The sequence below is a fragment of the Desulfomicrobium escambiense DSM 10707 genome (assembly GCF_000428825.1).
GTDB lineage: Bacteria > Desulfobacterota > Desulfovibrionia > Desulfovibrionales > Desulfomicrobiaceae > Desulfomicrobium > Desulfomicrobium escambiense.
Window position 1 is genome coordinate 38,513 of record NZ_AUAR01000022.1, and the last position, 20,049, is coordinate 58,561.

At 63.9% G+C, this 20,049-nt stretch carries 21 protein-coding genes; 11 read left to right on the plus strand and 10 right to left on the minus strand.

The window, feature by feature from the left end:
* Window positions 1-8: 8 nt before the first annotated feature.
* From G394_RS0114610 to G394_RS0114635, 6 genes are all read right to left on the minus strand, one after another.
* On the minus strand, window positions 9-1,424 hold the full coding sequence (locus G394_RS0114610) for a 30S ribosomal protein S1 (RefSeq protein WP_028578293.1): 1,416 nt from the start codon (window positions 1,422-1,424) through the stop codon (window positions 9-11).
* Between the two features lie 29 nt (window positions 1,425-1,453).
* On the minus strand, window positions 1,454-1,954 hold the full coding sequence (locus G394_RS0114615; RefSeq protein WP_028578294.1) for a peptidylprolyl isomerase: 501 nt from the start codon (window positions 1,952-1,954) through the stop codon (window positions 1,454-1,456).
* A 190-nt stretch (window positions 1,955-2,144) separates the two neighbouring features.
* Window positions 2,145-2,348 carry a hypothetical protein gene (locus G394_RS19425; RefSeq protein ID WP_043776139.1) on the minus strand — a complete coding sequence of 68 codons (204 nt, stop codon included), beginning with the start codon at window positions 2,346-2,348 and terminating at the stop codon, window positions 2,145-2,147.
* Window positions 2,345-3,280, minus strand: coding sequence for a cation diffusion facilitator family transporter (locus G394_RS0114625; protein WP_028578295.1), 936 nt, complete (start codon window positions 3,278-3,280; stop codon window positions 2,345-2,347). The genes G394_RS19425 and G394_RS0114625 overlap by 4 nt, the downstream gene beginning before the upstream one ends.
* Window positions 3,281-3,292: 12 nt before the next feature.
* Window positions 3,293-3,643, minus strand: coding sequence for a cupin domain-containing protein (locus tag G394_RS0114630; protein WP_028578296.1), 351 nt, complete (start codon window positions 3,641-3,643; stop codon window positions 3,293-3,295).
* A 37-nt stretch (window positions 3,644-3,680) separates the two neighbouring features.
* Window positions 3,681-4,259: a hypothetical protein gene (locus G394_RS0114635; protein ID WP_028578297.1), complete on the minus strand. Its 579-nt coding sequence runs from the start codon at window positions 4,257-4,259 to the stop codon at window positions 3,681-3,683.
* A 222-nt stretch (window positions 4,260-4,481) separates the two neighbouring features.
* Here G394_RS0114635 and G394_RS0114640 point away from each other — a divergent pair, with 222 nt between their 5' ends.
* The 3 genes from G394_RS0114640 to G394_RS0114650 all read left to right on the plus strand — a co-directional run bounded on the left by G394_RS0114640 (window position 4,482) and on the right by G394_RS0114650 (window position 7,100).
* On the plus strand, window positions 4,482-5,066 hold the full coding sequence (locus G394_RS0114640) for a TetR/AcrR family transcriptional regulator (protein WP_028578298.1): 585 nt from the start codon (window positions 4,482-4,484) through the stop codon (window positions 5,064-5,066).
* A gap of 115 nt (window positions 5,067-5,181) precedes the next feature.
* Window positions 5,182-5,520 (plus strand): PilZ domain-containing protein, encoded by a 339-nt coding sequence (locus G394_RS0114645; RefSeq protein ID WP_028578299.1) that lies wholly within the window; start codon window positions 5,182-5,184, stop codon window positions 5,518-5,520.
* A 182-nt stretch (window positions 5,521-5,702) separates the two neighbouring features.
* Window positions 5,703-7,100, plus strand: coding sequence for a M23 family metallopeptidase (locus tag G394_RS0114650; protein ID WP_028578300.1), 1,398 nt, complete (start codon window positions 5,703-5,705; stop codon window positions 7,098-7,100).
* Window positions 7,101-7,128: 28 nt separating this feature from the next.
* Here G394_RS0114650 and G394_RS19430 read toward each other — a convergent pair whose 3' ends face one another.
* The gene (locus G394_RS19430) at window positions 7,129-7,884 is read right to left on the minus strand and encodes an acyl-[acyl-carrier-protein] thioesterase (RefSeq protein ID WP_051307225.1); all 756 of its coding nucleotides are present in this window, start codon (window positions 7,882-7,884) and stop codon (window positions 7,129-7,131) included.
* Between the two features lie 216 nt (window positions 7,885-8,100).
* Here G394_RS19430 and G394_RS0114660 point away from each other — a divergent pair, with 216 nt between their 5' ends.
* Entirely contained in the window at window positions 8,101-9,030 is a 930-nt protein-coding gene (locus G394_RS0114660; protein ID WP_028578301.1) for a diguanylate cyclase, read from the plus strand.
* A 42-nt stretch (window positions 9,031-9,072) separates the two neighbouring features.
* The gene (locus tag G394_RS0114665; RefSeq protein WP_028578302.1) at window positions 9,073-9,594 is read left to right on the plus strand and encodes a type 1 glutamine amidotransferase domain-containing protein; all 522 of its coding nucleotides are present in this window, start codon (window positions 9,073-9,075) and stop codon (window positions 9,592-9,594) included.
* 88 nt (window positions 9,595-9,682) lie between these two features.
* Here the strand turns inward: G394_RS0114665 and G394_RS0114670 are convergent, their stop codons facing one another.
* Window positions 9,683-10,594 (minus strand): CBS domain-containing protein, encoded by a 912-nt coding sequence (locus G394_RS0114670; RefSeq protein ID WP_028578303.1) that lies wholly within the window; start codon window positions 10,592-10,594, stop codon window positions 9,683-9,685.
* A gap of 330 nt (window positions 10,595-10,924) precedes the next feature.
* Here G394_RS0114670 and G394_RS19435 point away from each other — a divergent pair, with 330 nt between their 5' ends.
* From G394_RS19435 to G394_RS0114685, 3 genes are all read left to right on the plus strand, one after another.
* On the plus strand, window positions 10,925-13,570 hold the full coding sequence (locus G394_RS19435; protein ID WP_043776143.1) for a PEP/pyruvate-binding domain-containing protein: 2,646 nt from the start codon (window positions 10,925-10,927) through the stop codon (window positions 13,568-13,570).
* 19 nt (window positions 13,571-13,589) lie between these two features.
* Window positions 13,590-13,778, plus strand: coding sequence for a hypothetical protein (locus tag G394_RS0114680; protein WP_028578304.1), 189 nt, complete (start codon window positions 13,590-13,592; stop codon window positions 13,776-13,778).
* A gap of 643 nt (window positions 13,779-14,421) precedes the next feature.
* A complete protein-coding gene (locus G394_RS0114685) occupies window positions 14,422-15,102 on the plus strand; it encodes a hypothetical protein (RefSeq protein WP_028578305.1) in 681 nt (226 codons plus the stop codon).
* Window positions 15,103-15,110: 8 nt separating this feature from the next.
* On the opposite strand, the gene G394_RS0114690 is transcribed toward G394_RS0114685, so the two are convergent.
* A complete protein-coding gene (locus G394_RS0114690; RefSeq protein ID WP_028578306.1) occupies window positions 15,111-15,863 on the minus strand; it encodes an alpha/beta hydrolase in 753 nt (250 codons plus the stop codon).
* Window positions 15,864-16,051: 188 nt separating this feature from the next.
* Here G394_RS0114690 and G394_RS0114695 point away from each other — a divergent pair, with 188 nt between their 5' ends.
* The 3 genes from G394_RS0114695 to mnmG all read left to right on the plus strand — a co-directional run bounded on the left by G394_RS0114695 (window position 16,052) and on the right by mnmG (window position 19,531).
* A complete protein-coding gene (locus G394_RS0114695; protein ID WP_028578307.1) occupies window positions 16,052-16,321 on the plus strand; it encodes a PxxKW family cysteine-rich protein in 270 nt (89 codons plus the stop codon).
* A gap of 98 nt (window positions 16,322-16,419) precedes the next feature.
* Window positions 16,420-17,649, plus strand: coding sequence for a M20 family metallo-hydrolase (locus G394_RS0114700; RefSeq protein ID WP_028578308.1), 1,230 nt, complete (start codon window positions 16,420-16,422; stop codon window positions 17,647-17,649).
* Between the two features lies 1 nt (window position 17,650).
* Window positions 17,651-19,531, plus strand: a complete 1,881-nt coding sequence (mnmG, locus tag G394_RS0114705; protein ID WP_028578309.1) for a tRNA uridine-5-carboxymethylaminomethyl(34) synthesis enzyme MnmG — start codon at window positions 17,651-17,653, stop codon at window positions 19,529-19,531.
* 158 nt (window positions 19,532-19,689) lie between these two features.
* Here the strand turns inward: mnmG and G394_RS0114710 are convergent, their stop codons facing one another.
* Window positions 19,690-20,004, minus strand: a complete 315-nt coding sequence (locus tag G394_RS0114710) for a hypothetical protein (RefSeq protein WP_028578310.1) — start codon at window positions 20,002-20,004, stop codon at window positions 19,690-19,692.
* Window positions 20,005-20,049: the final 45 nt, after the last annotated feature.

The window sequence follows — 20,049 nt, forward strand, 5'->3', positions numbered from 1 at the left end:
TAAATGACCTAGCTCTTCTTCTTCAAGGCCTTGGCCAGAACATCGCCCAGGGAGCCCATGTCACCGCCAGCCTGGGGCTTGTAACCCTTCCAGTCGGAGACCTCGTCCTTTTTCCCGGTGCCCAGGCTGATCTTGCGGTCGCGCAGGTTCACGCTCTCGATGCTGACCACGACCTTGTCGCCGGCCACGAGCTTGTCATACTTCACCTCGCCCTCGGCCTTGGCCATGACGGACTGGGGCAGAAGCCCGGTCACGCCCGGCTCCAGGTTGACGAAGAGTCCGAACTGCTGGCGCTTCTCGACGGTGCCCTCGAAGGTCTGGCCCACTGGGTACTTGTCGGCCACGGTCAGCCACGGGTCGCCCTCGGCGTCGCGCATGCTGAGCGAAATGCGCTGCTTCTCGACATCGACCTGCTTGATCACGGCCGCGACCATGTCGCCGACCTGGACTACGTCGCCGGGCTTGTGGATGCGTTTGGCGTAGCTCATCTCGCTGACGTGGACCAGGCCCTCGATGCCGGGCGCGATCTCGACGAAGGCGCCGAACTCCATGAGCTTGACGACCTTGCCCGTGACCTTGTCGCCTTCCTTGAAGCGCTCGGACACAGTCTTCCACGGGTCGTCCTGGGCCTGCTTGATGGACAGGGACAAGCGGGTCTCGCCGGGCTTCTTGCCAGCGCTGGTGCCGAGGTACTTGACCCGCACGCGGTCGCCCACGGACAGGGCCTCATCGGGGCTCTGGATGCGCGCCCAGGAGATTTCGGAGATGTGCACCAGGCCTTCCACGCCCGGCACAAGCTCGACGAAGGCGCCGAAGGCCGCCAGGCGGGTGACGGTGCCCTCGACCACGTCGCCGGGCTTGACGCCGTCGAAGAACTCGGCGCTGGCCTGCTGCTGCTCCACCTCAAGCAGGGCGCGGCGGGAGACGACGATGTTGCGTCCGCCCTCGGTCAGCTTGGTGATGCGGAACTGCAGGGTCTGCCCGACGTAGTCCTCGGGGTTGGCCACGTAGCGCGAGTCGATCTGGGACACGGGACAGAAGGCGCGGCGCTTCATGATCTCGACATGGAAGCCGCCCTTGATCTGCTCCTTGACCTTGCCCTCGACCGGAACTCCTCCCTCGTAGGCGTCCTGAAGCATGTTCAGCCCGCCGGCACCCGTCAGCGCCTTGGACAGACGCACGCTGTCGTCGGTCAGGCCCACCACGTAGAGCTCCAGCGTGTCGCCTTCGGCCACGGTCAGTTCGCCGGCGTCGTTCAGCAGTTCCTCGCGGTCCACAATGCCGTCCACGGACGCGCCGCAGTCGACGAACACCGACTTCTGGCCGATGGAGATGACCGTTCCGGATACCTTGTCCCCTGCCTTGAGGGCTGCCTTGCGCTGGGATTCGTAGGAGGCGAACAGCTCGGCAAAATCTTCGCTCATGTTTGATTACCTTACTTCAACGTCTTGCGTCATTCAAAACGGGTAATGGAGTTGATGGACACCTGGTCGGCGGGTGCGTGTTCGTGGTCGCCCTGGGCTTTGACCCGGACTTTTTCAATTTTCTTGACCACATCCATCCCGTCAATGACCTGACCGAAAACGCAGTAGCCGAACTCGCCCTCGCCCTGATGATCAAGGTCCGGGTTGTCGACCGTATTGATGAAAAACTGGGCGCAGGCACTGTGCGGGTCCGCGGTGCGGGCCATGGCCACGGTGCCTTCGAGGTTCTTGAGGCCGTTTGCGGCCTCGTTGGCGATGGGCGCCTTGACCGGCTTCTCGCGCATCATGTTGTCGAGGCCGCCGCCCTGGACCATGAACCCCTTGACGACCCTGTGAAACAGGGTGCCTACGTAGAAATCCTCATCCACATAACTCAGAAAATTGGCCACGGTCTGCGGGGCCTTGTCCACGAAGAGTTCGACCAGGAATTCCCCCTTGGTCGTGTCCACCAGGACCACCGGATTACTCATTCCTTCCTCCAGAAAATGGTCTCAACAAAAACGGAGCATAAAAATATACGGCTCCGGGCCGTTTGGCAAACCCTTTGCCGCTGTCCCCGAACGCCGGGCACCGCCCGCCAAAGCCGCATGGTGCCGGACCGGCCGCAACCCGCCGGGACAGCGGGGACCGCGTGCAAAACGCTTTTTCAGACGCGAAGGGTCATTGGGTCTTGCCCTTGCGATACCCGCTCTTGAAATCGCCGGCCGCGTTCTCGACGCTCTTGACCGTCTTCCCGGTCCATTCGCCCATGGTCGAACAGCCAGCGCCCAGGAAGGCAATCAGACACACCGCGACAATCCAGCATCTCCACATGGCGAACCTCCCGTCCCGTGCGCCGGCCGTATCGGAAGCGCAGCCCTTCATTTTTCCTCCTGCTGGCAGCGTCTGTCGCACAGCCCGCCCACCTTCCAGCCGTCAAAGGAGGCATGGTCCTCCCGCGGCTCAACGTGGATGGTGATCTGCGCCCCGGGCAGGACGGCGCGGATGCCTTCCTCCACGCCGCAACAGAGGTCGTGGGAATGCTGCACCGTCATGGAGCCCGGAACGAGCAGGTGGAAATCGACAAACCGCACCGCACCGGCCCTGCGCGTCCGCAGGGCGTGATATTGAGTCCCTTCCCCCGCCACCTGCCCGATGGCTTCGACAATGGCGTCGACTTCGCGGGGCGGGAGGCCTTCGTCCATGAGGCCCGCCACGGAGCGGCGCACGAGGGAAATGCCGGTCCAGACGATGTTGACGGCCATGACAAAACCCAGCACCGGGTCCAAGATCTGCCACGAGGGGGGCGCGAAGAGCATGACGCCCAGGGCGGTCACAAGCCCGGCCGAAGTCCAGACGTCCGTCAGCAGGTGTTTCGCGTCGGCCTCGAGCACGATGTTGTCGTACTCCCTGGCGGCGCGGAGCATGACCCTGGCGGCGATGAAATTCACGGCCCCCGCTGCGGTGGCCACGACAATACCCGTCCCAAGAGCCTCCAGGGGCTGGGGATTGAAAAACCGCTGCGCCGAGGCGTAGGCGATGCCCACCGCCGCGACGCAGATCAGCGCCCCCTCCATGCCGCTTGAGAGATACTCGGCCTTGCCGTGTCCGTAGGCATGGCAGTCGTCGGCGGGCCTGTGGGCCGTGACGATGGCCAGAAGCGCGATGACGCCGGCCGTCAGGTTGACCACGGACTCCACGGCGTCGGAGAAGAGGCCCACGGAACCCGTCAGGAAAAAGGCCCCGAACTTCAGGGCCATGGTCAGGACCGAAGCGCCGATGGAAAGATAGGCATATCTGCGGGCGTGGATCTGCACAGTTGGCCCCGACTAGATTTCCGGCGCCCCGGAAGGGATCAGGCACAAAAATGTCAACGGCGCCGAACCCGCGTTGCGGATCTGGTGCTCCTCCTCGCCCGGAACGAAAACCGCGTCGCCGGGGCCCACCGGCACCCATTCGCCCGCCCGGAAAACCTCGCCCTGGCCGGCGTGGAAGAAGATTTCGTGTTCCCAGGCATGGGTGTGGCGCGGTGTGTGACCGCCGGGGGCGAGGTCGAAGCGGCGCATGCAGAAATTCGCCGCACCGTCGCGGTGGCCGATGACCACCCGTCCGGTGACGCCGCTGGCCGGGCCGGAATTGAAGTGGACCGGTTCGGTGGCCGTGGTGGATACGATTTTCATTGTCGTTGCCGTCCTTAGATCAAGAAATTGTTTGCGTTCAGTAATTCCAGACGTCGAAGAAATTGAAGCCGATGAGCACGTGCACGTCCTTGCGGGCCGACAGAAGCACGCTCCCGCGCACCGGGCTGAAGGAGAACATGCCGTTGTCGAGCATCCAGAAATCGTCTGGCGCGTCCTGGACGATGGCGAAGGAGTGCCGCCGCCCGGCAAACTCCACCGAGACCACACCCAGCGCGTCGTCGGGAAAGCCCGCGTCGCGCAGCCGGTGCATGATGGCTATGGACTGGTCCAGGCTGATACCCCTGCCCTTGTCCAGTGTCACGGAGGACGGCCGCCACAGATCGCCCATCTCGTGCTTGATCTCCAGGAGCGTGCGGCGGTGGATGCGGCGCATGAGAGCCAAGTCCACGGTGCCTTTCAAGGCCTTGACCGGGCGGTCGTTCTCGAAAGTCATGGACTCCATCTGCGTCTTCTGCCATGTGCAGACGTCGTCGTACAGGGGGCTGTTGCGCACGCGGTCGTTGCGCACGAAAGGACGCTTCCCGGGCCGCAGCGCGTATAACCAGCCGCGAACCGTCGAGAGCGTGTATCCGAACCAGTATTTCAAAACATGCATGACGTTCTCCTGCCTGTCGGTGAACGCCTCTTATTCAGGATTGGGCCTTCCTTTGTCAATTTGCGCGGTCATCTGCGACGCCCCCCTCCTCGTTGACAAACAGCCCGGGCCCTCATATTGATTGGGTATTCAATTTAATATGTTACGACGAGCTCATCTCTCGGGCCTGTTCATGGCACCGGGAATTTGCCGCCAGCATCATCAGGAGAACGGGAACACACCATGGCCACCGGACCGACCAAGAAGGAATTGCTGCTCAAGGCCGCCAAGGAACTTTTCAGCGAACACGGGTATTCGGAAACGACCTTCAAGAAGATTTCCGACCGTGCCGGCGTCGCGCTGGGGTTGCTCACGCACCATTTCGGCAACAAGGAGAAGCTCTTTCTGACGGCCGGGCTCGACGTGCTGCACGAGCTCATCCAGACCATCAAGACCAACCTCCAGGGAGTGCCCAACGGCCTCGAAGCCGTCCGCATCTTCGCCAACACCTACTTCGACTTCGCCCGCAACCCCCGGCAGGACTTCATGGTCCTCGTCCGCTGCTCGCCCTTCAGCGACCTCAAGACCACCGAGGACAAGGAGTTCATGGTCCGCACCTTCTCGGAACTCTACGACGTCCTGCGGGACTGCGTGGAACTCGGCGTGAAGGACGGCACCATCCGCCCCGTCGACCCGCAGCGCGCCTCCGTGGTGGTCTTCTGCAACCTCGTCGGCGGCATCAGGCACGGCCTGCTCACGCCCTACGGCGACGACAACCTCTTCGACGACATCGTCGAATTCGTGATCTACGGCCTCAAGGCCCGATAGGCCGATCCTGCGGACGCGACTTTCCCGTGGCATTTCGGTTCACGGGCGTATATGGTGGGCGGGCATCTTCCCATCGACGGAAGATCGTCCCATGCGTCCAAAGCAGGAGGCATCCATGCCGGAAAAACGAAAATCGCAGCGAACCGCATGTCTCGAAGAGTGTCTCGTGCGGAGATATCCCGTCGACTCGGCGTCATGCCGGTCACGAATCCTGAACTACAGCCAGAGCGGCATCAAGATCGAGACCGAATGCCCGTTGCGCAACGACGAGCACATCAAGATATGCGGCCTCGGCATTGCCTCCGACGCGATGGTGGCCGGACTGGGCCAGCGTGTCGGCAAGGTGCGCTGGTGCTCTGCCGGACCGCCGCCCGACACGGGTCTCTATGAGGCGGGCGTCACGGTGATCGGCGGCGTTTCCGAGAATACCGACCGGCGAAACTCCTCGAAATAGCTCCGCCACGGCGGCCGTCCCTGTCCGGCCGTCTGCGACGCCGGTCCGGAAAACAAGTGCTTGAGCTTGGGCGCGGACGAAGCTAGGGTGCATGACTGTTTCGGCGGACGACGCAAAGATCCGTCCTCCTGACGGGCATCCGAGTGCCGCCCTCGCCAAACCTCAACGCCACGCAAGGACGCATGACCAGAAAGAGAAGAAACACCCACCGCAGGCAGTCCAATATCTTTCGCCAGCATTCCAAGAAGTCGTCCCGCGCTGCGCTGCCATTTCTCGCGTTCCTTGGAATCCTGATCATCGGCGGCGCCATCGCCTTCAACTTCCTGGCTCCCGAGGAAATCCAGTCGAGCATCGACTACAGCGCCATGGGCGTCGCTGCCCGACATGACGTCCAGCCCTCGGAAAACGCCGAGGCGCAACCCCTCGACCCGCGTGACCTCCCGGTGGCGGAAGCCCCGCGCGAACCTGAAATCACCCGCATGACCGGCATCATCAAGAACGGCGACACGCCGTCGTCCCTGCTCGAAGGCTGCATGGCCCTGCCGGAGATCTACAACCTCTGCAACGAAAGCAAGAGCGTCTACCCCCTGAACAACCTCAGGGCCGGGCAGCCCTGGACCATGATCTATTCCGGAGACGCCCTCGTCGGGCTGGAGTACGAAATCGACTCCGAGGAGCGCCTCGTCGTCTCCATGACGGACGGCGAATTCGAATTCCGCCGCGAGGCCATCCCCTACGAAATCGAGACCAAGACCGTATCCGGCGTCATCGAAAGCAGCCTCTTCGGCGCCATCGGCCAAGCCGGCGAGAGCGACGAACTCGGCATCCGGCTGGCGAACGTCTTCGCCTACGACGTGGACTTCACCCGCGACCTGCGCCAGGGCGACAGTTTCAAGGCCATCATCCTGAAGAGATACCGTGAAGGGAGCTTCGTCGGCTACGGTCCCCTCGTCGCGGCCAGCTTCACCAACCAGGGGCAGACCTTTTACGCCTACAGCTACACCGACAAGGGCGGGAACTCCGCCTACTACGACCAGAACGGCCGCCCGTTGCGCAAGGCCTTCCTGAAGTCGCCGCTGCCCTTCACCCGCATTTCCTCGGGCTACACCATGAGCCGCATGCACCCCATCCTGAAGTACCGCCGTCCCCATCAGGGCATCGACTACGCCGCTCCAGCGGGTACGCCCATCAGCACCGTGGCTGACGGCATCGTCGCCCAGGCCGATTCCAACGGCTCCCAGGGCAAGTTCGTGCGCGTCATCCACAGCAACGGCTACGAGACCATTTACAACCACATGAGCAAATTCGCCCAGGTCTCGAAAAAGGGGGCCAGGGTGAAGCAGGGCCAGGTCATCGGCTTCGTCGGCAGCACGGGCTACGCCACGGGGCCGCATCTGGATTTCCGCATGCGGCAGAACGGCAAGCTCGTAAACCCGCTCAAACTCAAGGTCATGCCTGCCGACCCCATCGCCAAAAAGGAAATGCCGAATTTCAAGGCCACCATCGCTGCCTGGAAATCGCAGCTCGAAGAACCGGTCCAGGCCGCCTCACTGAGTCAACCGACATCCACCGTGCAGTAACCCAGACTGCCCCGATCCGGCGCGCCGCCTAGACCGGCGCGCCCGGAACCACGCGGGCCAGGCAGACTTCCCTGCCGTGCTCCTCGCCCGACATGGCCACCCTCACTCCCCCCTGCCCGTCCACTTCGTGACGGATCGCAACACCGTCGCCTGCCATGACCTCGCGGGCGTGCCGGATGCGGACGAAACGCACGCAACGGCCGCCGATGCCGAACAGTTCGAGATGGTCGGCAATCCAGTCCACGTACCGCAGATTGTTCATGTGCCCGAGGGCGTCGATATCGCTGATGCGGACGATCCTGCTTTCCGACGGCGCGGTTTCCGCGGGCGCTTCCAGTTCCGGCAACGGCTCGCCGAAGGCCGGGGCGGGCAGAAGGTCCCACGGCAGCGAGAAAAAGGACTCGGCCTTGCGCGGTCGGCGGCTCTCGAGATCCAGCCCGAACCATGCGCTGGTCCCCAGGGCGACCACCCGCTCCTCGCCGTCGAGAATCCGGTAGTCGCGATGGCACAGCAGGCGCTCGGCATGCGTCGGCCAGGTCTGAATCCGCAGCGTCTCGCCCAGGGCCGGGAAACGCAGGACCTGCATGGCCTGTTCGCGCAGAACCCAGGCGATGCCCTGGCGCCCCAGGGTCGTAATGCCGAAGCCGAGGCGCTCGGCGTGGCGTCCCGCGCTTTCCTGCGCGAAGCGGCACAGGGCGGTGATGGTGCATTCGCCCGCAGGGCCTGTGTGGTGCAGTTGCACCGTCTTGTCGTGTTCGAAGAGATAGCCGTCGAAAGTCTTCATGGCATGTCCTTGCAACATTTTTTGTCCAGCGCAGGTAGCCCGTTTTATCGGCGGCGGCAAGAATCGAAAGGCATCTGCATGGCCTGAAGCCATGTTCAGACCTTTGCTCTTTGTTGCATGAAAAGACGAATGCGACTACATGATTGACGAGAACACACAGTCGGCGCTGCCCCCAGGGGCGGCGCCCCGTAGCGGCAACCTTCCAGGAGCGACACATTGTCCCACGCGCCCAGCAATCAGACGATCCTGATCGTCGACGATGAGCCCATCAACATCAAGGCGCTCCAGCTCGTCCTCGGGGACGAGCACAACCTCGTCTTCGCAACGACCGGGGAAATGGCCCTAGAGATGGCGGCCGGCGCCCCCCAGCCCGACCTCATCCTCATGGACATCGTCATGCCCGGCATGGACGGGTTCGAGGTCTGCGAGCGGCTCAAGAAGGACGAACGGACACGGGACATCCCCGTGGTTTTCCTCACGGCCAGATGGGAGACGAGCGAAGAGGCCAGGGGCCTGGAACTCGGGGCCGTGGACTACATTCGCAAGCCCTTCAGTCCGCCCATCATCAAGGCCCGTATCCGCAACCATCTGGAGCTGAAAAAGACCCGGGACCTGCTCGAAAACCTGTCCACCCTCGACGGCCTGACCAACATCCCCAACCGCCGCCGCTTCGATGAAATATTCGCCCACGAATGGAACCGGGCCGTCCGCAACAAGGCGCCCCTTTCCCTGCTCTTCATCGATATCGACCACTTCAAGAACTACAACGACTGCTACGGCCACCTGGCCGGCGACGACTGTCTCAAGGCCGTCGCCAGGGTCCTGCAATCGTCGCTCGGGCGCGCGGCCGACTTCCTGGCCCGCTTCGGAGGGGAAGAGTTCATCATCCTGCTCCCGGACACCAGGGAGAACGGCTGCCGCTACCTGGCCGAGACCATCCGCGGCGCCGTGGAAAAGCTGAACATCGAGCACAAGGCTTCGCCCGTGGCGAACCACATCACCGTGTCCATCGGCGCGGTGACGTGCGCCGACGTCACGAGCTGCGACCGCGACCGTCTGCTCGAACACGCCGACAGACTGCTCTACCAGGCCAAGCACGAGGGCCGGAACAGGGTCACGTCGCAGACCGTGCCCGCAGTGCCATGAAGACGCGGAGCCCGCGAGAACCCGGAACCGCATGGAGGTAAGATGGAACTTTCAGGAAAGCGTTTCGTCATTCTGGTCGACACCCAGTTCAACGACCACGAGTTCTGGTATCCGTATTTCCGCCTCAAGGAGGCGGGCGCCGAAGTGACCGTCGTGGCTTCCGCGGCGGGCAAGACATACGAAGGCAAGTACGGCACCCCGGCCAAGGCGGACAAGACGCCGGCCGAGATCAGCGTCGCGGACTATGCGGGCATCATTATCCCCGGCGGCTACGCCCCCGACCACATGCGCCGCGACCAGAACATGGTCAGCCTGGTGCGGGCCTTCGACCAGCAGGGCAAGGTCGTGGCGGCCATCTGCCATGCCGGCTGGATGCTCGTCTCGGCTGGCATCCTCAAGGGCCGCACCGTGACCTCGTTCTTCGCCATCAAAGACGACCTGGTCAACGCCGGGGCCACATGGCGCGACCACGAGGTCGTCACCGACCGCAACATGATCACCAGCCGCACGCCCGACGACCTGCCCGCCTTCATGCGGACCATCATCGCCGCCTGCAAGGGCTGAAACGTCGAAGAAGCCGCGGTCCCGGGACCACGAAAGCCATGGCCGGAGGCGGCCATGGCTTTCGTTTGTGTGACGTAGGGGAAGCGGCTCAGTGGACCAGATTTCGATGCAGGATGAGGCGCGAAATCTCCTGAAAGAGTTCCTGCTCGCGCACTACCCCGATGATCCTGCCGTCGCGCTCCACGGCCACGCGGCGCCGGTTCTCCTCGCACAGGAGAAACGCCACGTGCATGAGGTTCGCCTCGCAGCTCACGACGGGAGACCTCGGGTTCATGATGTCGCGCACCTTCATGAATTCCAATTCGCGTGCCCGCGAACTGAAAAACCCTGTCCAGAACATGGGCGAGAACTTCGTGCACGGCAACAGGGCTCCGTCCTCGGACAGGAGGTGAGCCGGGGTCATGGCCTGGATGAGGTTGCGCATGGTCAGCACGCCGACCAGCTCGTCCCCGTCGAAGACGAGCACCGCGCGGTGTCCGGATTCCATGACGAGCCCCGATGAGACGAAATTCTCGAAGGACCTCCCCAGGGCCTCGATGCCCTCCCGGACCGTGCAGGAGGCCTGCACGCACGTATACCGCTCGATGGGGATCATGATCTCGGTGACCTTCCGTTCCCTGGACTGGCCGCTTTGAGGGGCGTTGACGGCGTCATGGATGCGGCCCACGAGGACATTCACGTCGCACGGCTTGCAAAGAAAGTCGAAGGCGCCTGCCTGCAAGGCCCTGCGCGCGTTCTCCTCCTCGCCGTGCCCGGTGAAGATGATCACCCGGATCCCGGGCTTCATGGCCAGGATGCGCGGCAGGGCCTCATCCCCGCTCAGACCCGGCATGCGGATGTCGAGGAGGATGACGTCCGGGCTCATGGTCTGCAGCAGTTCCAACACCTGTTCCCCGTTCTCGGCCTGGGTCACGAAGAATCCCTTGAGTTCCAGAATCTTTCCGATTGTCGCCCTGAAACGGGCTTCGTCGTCCGCGACGACGACATGCGGCCTGCTCACTTCTTCCCCCTGCACGTTGTTCCCGCAAAGCCACGACGCCTCACCGCCCCAGGACAGGCGGCGCACACGAAGGAGGCAGGCGGCACGATATGCCGGACAATCTACTCTTCCGCCAGGAGCTTAGCAATACGCCTCCGGCTGCAACCGGAATCGGAAGCCCCTGCAGGCAAGCCCCGCCGACACCCATGCCCACGCCACGTCGACGGCGTGTCGGCTCCGGAAATGCCCCTTCGGAATCATTGCGAGCCGCCATCCTTTTGTGTCAGAAGGTTTCCTGAACGTCGCGCCCCCAATGCCAACCGAATCGACGCCACCATTTCCGGAGCACGCATGAGCCTCATCCAACGCGTCAGAAACATCTTTTCTCCAGCGCCGGTGTCCCACGAAGCGGACAACGGACAGGAGGACATGTTCCGGGCCAGGTACCAGGCCTTTCGGCGCCTGCTCTCGGCCAACAACGGGGCTCTGGACTTCATGACGGAGCTTGAGGAGGCGGCCATGGGCCGCCGTCACTTCGGCATGCATTTCGTGCGCTCGCGGGTGACCGGCGCGACCGCCAAGGTCTTCAACATCGTCGAGAACCTTCTCTACCTCGCCCCCGGCAAGTACCTGACCCTGCACGACTCCCTGCGCGACATCCAGGAACGGATCCAGGAAAGCCTGACGACCGCCCAGTCCACCCGCCGCCGCGAGTTGGTCCTGGACCTGGCCGACATCGCGGCCGGCGACGTCGGCGACGTCGGAGGAAAAATGGCCAACCTGGGTGAACTCAGGAACACCCTGCACATCTCCGTGCCCCACGGTTTCGCCGTCACCGCCCACGCCTACGAGTCTTTCATGCAGCACACGGGGCTCTGGGAGGAGATCAACTGTCTCGTCCTCGGCCACCCCATGGCCGCGCATTTCAGCGCCTGCCCCCTGCCGGAAACCGATTTGGACGACGAGGCGACAAACCAACCCATCGCGCTGCTGGAACTGTGCGGAAAAATCCGCGGCATGATCCTCGCGGCCGAGGTGCCCGCAGAACTGCAAAGCGCCATCCTCGGGGCCTACGACCGGCTGTGCGAGGAGGAGGGACGGCGGGTGCACGTGGCCCTGCGCTCAAGCGCCCTGGGCGAGGACAGCGCCGGCGCCTCCTTCGCCGGCCAGCACAAGTCCCTGCTGAACCTGGACCGGGACAGCCTCATCGACGGCTACAAGGAGATCGTGGCCAGCAAATATTCGGCCCATGCCATGACCTACCGCTACATGCTCGGCATCCGGGACGACGACGTGCTCATGTGCGTGGGGTGCCTGAGCATGGTGACCTCCCAGGCCGGCGGCGTGACCTACACGACCAACCCCCTGAACGCCGCGGACGACCGGATGCGCGTGACCGCAGCCTGGGGAGTGGCCAAGGGCGTGGTCGACGGCACGGCCACCACCGACGAATTCGTGCTTGAAAAGGCGCCCGAACCCCGGATCGTCGAGAGGACCGTGCCGCGCAAGGAATCGGCCCTGGTCTGTTCGTCCACCGAAGGCGTGTGCCGCGTCTCCCTTGACCCGGAACACTGCGAAAAGCCCACCCTGAACGATTCCCAGATTCTCGAACTGGCGGCCATGGCCATGCGCATCGAAGAGCATTACGGGCAGCCGCAGGACATCGAATGGGCCTACACGCCTGAGGGCGACCTTGTGCTGCTGCAGACGCGGCCCCTGGAAATCCGTGAACCTGAGCCGGCCTCGGCGCTGCTGCCCGACGTCCCCCCGCTGGTCCATGCCGGACGCACGGCCAGCCCCGGCGCGGCCTTCGGCGTGGTGCACATCGTGCGCAAGGACGTGGACATCCTCGTGCTTCCGGACAACGCCATCCTCGTCTGCGTCGAGGCCGCGCCAAAATGGGCCGCGGTTCTGAACAGGTGCCAGGGCATCATCACCGAGCAGGGCAGCGTGGCCGGGCACCTGGCCAACGTGGCCAGGGAATTCCGCGTGCCGGCGCTGTTCGGCGTGCCTTCCGCAACGTCCCTTCTGGCCCCCGGCCAGGAGATCACCCTCGACGCCGACAACGCCGCGATCTACCCCGGCCGCCAGGACGACCTGCTCGCGCGCAAGCCCGAGCGGCCCAACATGAAGGCCGACAGCCCCGTCTTCCAGACCCTCGAACGCGTCATCCGGCACATCGTCCCCCTGAACCTCCTGGACCCGGACGCCCTGGACTTCACGGCCGCCAACTGCCGCACCCTGCACGACATCACCAGGTTCTGCCACGAGAAGTCCGTGCAGGAGATGTTCAGCTTCGGCCGGGACCACGACTTTTCCCCCAGGTCGAGCAAGCAGCTCAAGACCGTGATCCCCATGCAGTGGTGGATCATCAATCTGGAGGACGGTTTCGAGAAGGAGACGCCGGGCAAGATGGTGCCCCTGGACAACATCGCCTCCGTGCCCATGCTGGCTCTGTGGCGCGGCATCGTGGCCTTCCCCTGGGAAGGGCCTCCCGGCCTCGACGGCAAGGGTTTCATGTCCGTCCTGTTCCAGTCCGCGACCAACGCCAATCTCGAACCGGCCAGGGCATCTCACTTCGCGGACAAGAACTACTTCATGATCTCGAAACATTTCTGCAACCTGCAATCCAGATTCGGCTACCACTTCACGTCCGTCGAGGCTCTGGCCGGTCCCAGGCCGCGCGAGAACTACATCCGCTTCCAGTTCAAGGGCGGGGCGGCGGACCAGCAGCGCCGGGTGCGACGGGCGCGTTTCGTGGGCGAAATTCTCGACGAGTTCAATTTCCGGACCCGCGTGCGCGAGGACGCCCTCTTCGCCCGTCTGGACGACTGCGACCAGCAGTTTGTCGAAGACCACCTCGAAATCCTGGGGCACATCCTCATCCACACCCGGCAGCTTGACATGATCATGAACCGTGAGGAAGTGGTCCAGTTCTACAAACAACGCATCCTGCGCCAGCTCCACGCGCTGATGGATGCCAAAAAAGGGGCCTAGGCCCGACAACAGGACAGACATGAGCGACAGATCTCAGGAAAACTCGCCGAGCCATGCCGTGCTGCGCGGCGTCATCGTCGGCGGCTCCATCGGCATGATCGCCAGCTGGTTCGGCTACGAGCCGGTCAAGGCCTTCTTCATGGGCATCGTCTGCGGCATCTTCGCCGCCTTCACCAGAATCATGGCTGACAGGTTGCGCAAGAAATAATCCTTGACTTTTTCAACTGCAGGACTATTACTTCAAATCAAGAACCACCGCATGCGGACTGAACAGGTTCTTGAATCCGTGGCGATGTCTTCAAGGAAACTGACAACAACATCTCTTCGACAGAGGCGTGTTGCAAGGTAACTTGGAAAAATCCTCGAAACACAGGTGTGTAGGCAGTCAACACAATCAGGGAACATCTTTCCGAATCGAAAATCGAGGCGCGTTGGTTGGAAACCGTGAACCAGTAATGTGGTCATGGCGCGTTGGAAGGAAACCCCGAAGTGAACCAGGAAACAGACTTTTGAGGCGTTTATTCCGGTAAATCCGTACAGGAGTACTCGTGGCGTCGGCCCCAATCCGGCGCAAAAACGGTTCACAAGCATCACATCGCATCTGGTTTAACGACATTCCGGTTGATCGGGGGCGGAAGAAAAGACTTCTTCCGCCCCTCTCTTTTTTCCTGCAGGCGAACATGATCATGCGTTCCTGCGTCCATCATGGCCGCGTGCGTCCGCATCGCCGGCTTCCTCCCCCGCCTCGGCTTTTTCTCTTTTCGGGAAGGATCAAGCGGCTTGCATAAGAGAAGCTTTTCGTTATAGACGTCCAAGTGCAAACATGAACCAATTCCAATTCAGGACACGCCATGTACTGTAAAAAATGCAAATTTCACTCCTTCGACCATGTCGCGGCCTGCCCCAAGTGCGGAGCGGACTGGGAAGAGACCCGCAAGGCCCTCTACCTGAACTGGATCACCGCCAGCGGCGTCAGTTGGGTGGCTCCGGTCGCCGCTCAGGCCGCCCCGGCGGCTTCCGCGGTCTCTCCCGCAATGGCCATGGACGTCTCCGGCGGCGAAGACGAACTCTCCCACCTCATCGCCCCGGCCCCGACGCCGCCGTCCTCCAAGGACGCCGACATCGACGTTTCGCTCTTCGCTGAATTGGATTTTTCCGCCGAAGGACCGGAAGCCAAACCATCGGCCCCGGCCGCCGCGAAACCGGCGCCCAAGCCGGACGAGGATCTTTTCCTCGATTCCATGCCCGTGGAGGACATGCCCGAGTTGGACTTCAGCGCGTCCTTCGATGCGCCGGCAGAACCCGCGCCGCCCATCTCGAAGCCCAAGCGCGAGGATCTCTTCATCCCCGAACTCGAGGAAATGCTCGCGCCCCTGACGGAAGAGCCGCGGCAGAACCCGGCCCCGGCCAAGAAAGCCCCCGTGGCCGATGAAACGGAGATTCTGCTCGATTTCGGCGACGGCTCCTCCACGGGAACCGCGGCAGAGGATGTCCCCTTCCTCACCCTGGACGACACGATCAAGCCCTCGTGACCTCGGGCTCAGCCCAGGCTCCCCACGAATCCGAGAACCAGGGCGCTCACCGAGGCCCTGGTTTCTTCGTGCGTGACCAGCAGATGCCCGCTGGTGAGGCTTTCGCGCATGGACAGGAGATGAAGTTCCCGACGCGCGCTTGACACCCGCGACAGGATGTCCCAGGCGTTGTCGGGGTGAACGGCCCGGTCCCGGACGCCGTGCAGGACCAGGATCGGCGCCGTGACGCGACCCAGCCCCCGCCGCACCCTGCCGGCCGCGATCTTGAAGGAATGCAGGGGGCGCACGAAGTGCGTGCCCTCGTACCCCTGCCACGGCGCGATGCGTCTGGACTCCGGCTTCGGCGCCGAGGCCGCCGGCCGGGGATGGCAGAAGCGCAGCAACCCGCTGCAAAACAGCAGAGGGTCCGGCGAGAAATAGGGAAAGAGCCGGCACAGGAAGACAGGGGCGGCGATGGTCGCGACGCCAGCCAGCTCATGCCGCTGCGCCAGCGCCAGGGCGAGGGTGCCGCCCATGGAGAATCCGGCCACGAAAACCCGCGGGCACCGCGCCCGCAGGGCCGAAAGCGCCCTCTCGGCCCCGGCCAGCCAATCCTCGAAACGGCTGCGCTCGAAGGCCTCGGTGTCGCCGTCGTGCCCGGGCAGGTACGGGACGTCGACCGCGTACCCCGCAGAACGCAGGTCGGCCGCCAGAAAGCTCATTTCAAAAGGCCGTCCGGCATAGCCGTGCAGCAAAAGACAGCCGGTCAGCAGATCGTTCATGGTGACCCCGCAACGGTGAAGGATACGATGCCTGTTCAGCAAATGCGCCAGTTGCATGGGGAAAAAAAGTCTTGACTTTTGTCAGTCATTCGAAAAAGAAGACGAGTTTCCGGTGATTCGCGAACAGCCGCCGTTTCCACCGGGCAAAGGCGCGGCAGCATTTCAGGTCAAAATTATGGAGGAGCCTCATGGCAGTAGATTTCAGTAATGCCGTCAAGACCGACGAAGGCGTTCAGGTTAACGGCGTTGTCATGCAACAGATTGTGGAACAGTGCGAAGGCTGCGAGCGGATCAAGGAATTCGAGGGCGGCAAGTACTGCGGCAGCTACCCCCAGCCCGCCGTGAAGTGGAGACTGGGCAGCTGCAATTTCGCTACCCACACCAAGTCCGCGCCCGCCAAGGGCAAGGCCAAGGTCAACCCCCTCAAGGCTTCCAAGCGCGCTGCCAAAGGCCGCTAGGTCCAGCACCAGAGTTCACGCACAAGGCAGGATCATCCTGCCTTTTTTTTCCTCAAAATTCCGGGCAATGCGCCCGGAGACCAGCAAGGAGCACAGCCATGCTCAAGGCCACTCTCGACATCATCGACCGCAGCGCCGACGAGCTCGTCCGGCTCCAGACCGCGCTGGTGGGCATCCCCGCCCTCGGGCCCACAAACGGCGGCCAGGGGGAGGCGGCCAAGGCCGAATGGCTGTCCGGATACCTGTCCGCTTTCGAAGGCGTCACGGTGGAGCGCATCGACGCTCCGGACGCCAGGGTCGAGAGCGGCGTCAGGCCGAGCATCGCGGTGCGGCGCCCCGGCAGAAGCCCGCGCACCCTGTGGCTCATCGCCCACACCGACGTGGTCCCCACCGGCGACCTGTCCCTGTGGCAGTCGGACCCCTTCGTCCTGCGCCGGGAAGACGACCTCATCTACGGGCGCGGCGTCGAGGACAACCATCAGGGTCTGGTCAGCGCCCTCCTACTTCTGCGCGCCCTGGAACAGGCCGGGGCCGAAACGGAACTGTCTCTAGGCATCCTGCTGGCCGCCGACGAGGAGACGGGCAACGCCCTGGGCATTGAGCACATCCTGCGCGAGCGGCCGGATGTCTTCTCCGCGGACGATCTCGTCGTCATCCCGGATTTCGGGACAAAGGACGGCGCGGCCATCGAGGTGGCCGAGAAGAGCGTCCTGTGGCTCAAGTTCACGGTCCTGGGCCGGCAGTGTCACGCCTCGACCCCGGACGAGGGCGTCAACTCCCTGGTCGGGGCCTCAGCCCTGATCCTGGCCCTGGGGCGTCTGAACGACGTCTTCGGACGCACCGACGCCCTCTTCGACCCGCCGACCTCGACCTTCGCGCCGACGAAAAAGGAAGCCAACGTCCCCAACGTCAACACCATCCCCGGCCAGGACGTCTTCTACCTCGACTGCCGCGTGCTGCCCGACTACCCCCTGGACGACGTCGAACAGGAGATCCGGCGCATCTGCGACACGGTCGAAGCCGAACACGGCGTACGCATCGCCTTCGAGCGCGTGGTGCGCGAACAGGCCGCGCCGGGCACCCCGGCCGACTGCGAGGCCGTCACCCACCTGGCCAAAGCCCTGCGCGAAGAACGCGGCATCGACCCGCGCGTCATCGGCATCGGCGGCGGAACCGTGGCCGCGGCCTTCCGCAAGCGCGGCCTGCCCGCGGTCTGCTGGTCGACGCTGCTGAACACCGCCCACCAGCCCAACGAACACTCCTCCATCGCCAACACCATCGCCGACGCGCGGGTCTTCGCCCGCCTGCTCCTGGACAGCGAGGACTGAGATGAGCATCCCGACCGTGCCCGAAACCTTCGACATCATCGTTGTCGGCGCCGGCCATGCCGGCTGCGAGGCGGCCATGGCCGCGGCGCACATGGGCATGCAGACGCTGCTTCTGACCATCAACGCCGACCGCATCGGCCACCTGTCGTGCAACCCGGCCATCGGCGGCCTGGCCAAAGGGCACATGGTCAAGGAGATCGACGCCCTGGGCGGCATGATGGGCAAGTGGGCCGACCAGGCCGGCATCCAGTTCCGCATCCTGAACACCCGCAAGGGCCCGGCCGTGCGCTCCAGCCGGGCCCAGATCGACCGCGCCGAATACCTGAAGGTCGTGCAGCGCGACATCTTCACCTGCCCGAACCTCTTCGTGCGCCAGGAGACGGCCGCCTCCCTGACCGCCCAGAACGGCCGCATAACGGGCGTGGTCACCACCCTGGGCGAGACCATCCCCTGCCGGGCCGCCCTGCTGACCACGGGCACCTTCCTGCAGGGACTCATCCACGTCGGCCTCAAGAATTTCAGCGGCGGCCGCTATGGCGACCCCGCAAGCCAGGGCCTCTCGCCGCGCCTGAAGGAGCTGGGCCTTGAGCTCGGCCGGCTCAAGACCGGCACCGTGCCGCGCCTGCTCAAATCCTCCGTCGACTACTCGGTCATGGAGGAGCAGCCCGGCGACAACCCGCCCCGCCCCTTCAGCTTCGACTCGCCGGGCATAGGTCTGCCCCAACTGCCCTGCTTCGTGACCTGGACCACCGAGCGCACCCACGAGATCATCCGCTCCGGCTTCGACCGCTCGCCCATGTTCACCGGCGTCATCAAGGGCACGGGCGCGCGCTACTGCCCGTCCATCGAGGACAAGATCGCCCGCTTCCCCGACAAGGACCGGCACCAGATCTTCGTCGAGCCCGAAGGCCTGACGAGTTTCGAGGTCTACCCCAACGGCATCCCCACGAGCCTCCCCCTGGACGTGCAGAAGGCCCTGGTGGCGTCCATCCCCGGTCTGGAGAAGGCCCAGATCATCCGCCCCGGCTACGCCATCGAGTACGATTTCGTGCCCCCGACCCAACTGCGCCCCACCCTGGAGACCAAGGCCCTGCGCGGCCTCTACCTAGCCGGACAAATCAACGGCACCTCGGGCTACGAAGAGGCCGCGGGCCAGGGCCTGTGGGCTGCCATCAACGCGGTCCGCGCCCTGCGCGGCGAGCCGGAGTTCATCCTGACCCGCAGCCAGGCCTACATTGCCGTCCTCGTGGACGACCTGGTGACCAAGGGCACGCAGGAACCCTACCGCATGTTCACCTCCCGCGCCGAACACCGCCTGCTCCTGCGCGAGGACAACGCCGACGGGCGCCTGACCCCCCTGGGCCGCGAAATCGGCCTGGTGGACGATAGCCGCTGGAAGCGCTTCACGGCCAAGCAGGATGCCCTTGCGGAGATCATGACCGGTCTGGAATCCATCCGCGTGCGCCCCGACGCCGCCACCAAAGACGCGGTCGAGGCCATGGGCGGAACCATCCCCCAGAAGGCCGTCAGCCTCAAGGAACTGCTGCGCCAGCCCGAACTGTCCATCGGCAGCCTTGCGCCCCTGTGGCCGGAGTTGGCGAACTTCGACGCGGAGGCGCTGGAAGAGGCCGAGATCCAGGCCAAGTACGAAGGCTACCTGCAACGCCAGCAGGACCTGGTCGACCGCTTCGAAAAAATGGAGCGCACCGCCCTGCCCGAAGGCATGGTCTACACCGGCATTCCGGGCCTCTCACGCGAAGTGGTGGAAAAACTGACCCGCATCCAGCCCCGCACCCTGGGCCAGGCCGGACGCATCTCGGGCATCACGCCTGCAGCTTTGTCCTGCCTGGAGATTCAGCTCAAGAAGATGGGGAAGATTTAGAAGAGTGCCTCCGGCGGGCAGGGGATGATCCCCTGCACCCCATCGGGTGGGGCGTGTCTGGGGCTGTCCGAAGGTTCTGAGAAGGACGACTGGACGGGGGAAGAGTGCCTCCGGCGGGCAGGGGATGATCCCCTGCACCCCAGTTTGAAGGCAGCGTGCTACTCCCTGGTTTCGGAGGCGCAGTGGGCGAAGGACGGGACGTAGAAGCCGTCGACCAGTTCCTGGGCCAGGGCTTCGAGCCGCTCCACGAAGGCGTCGTCGAGGACCTTCTCCAGAGTCTCGTCCGAAGGCATGACCTCTTCCTCCGGCCCTCGCACCTTGAGCAGGATGACCCGCCCGTTGCTCATGACCTCGTACCCGACAACCTTTGCCATGCCCTGACCGTGCAGGTCCCGGACATGCGCCGTGATGATCTCGTAAAGTTCCACGCCCGTGTCCGGCCTGGTCACGATGGAAAAAACGCGTTCCGCCATATAAATCTCCTTGGACCCCTAGCTTTCACGTTTGCCCCGCCTTGT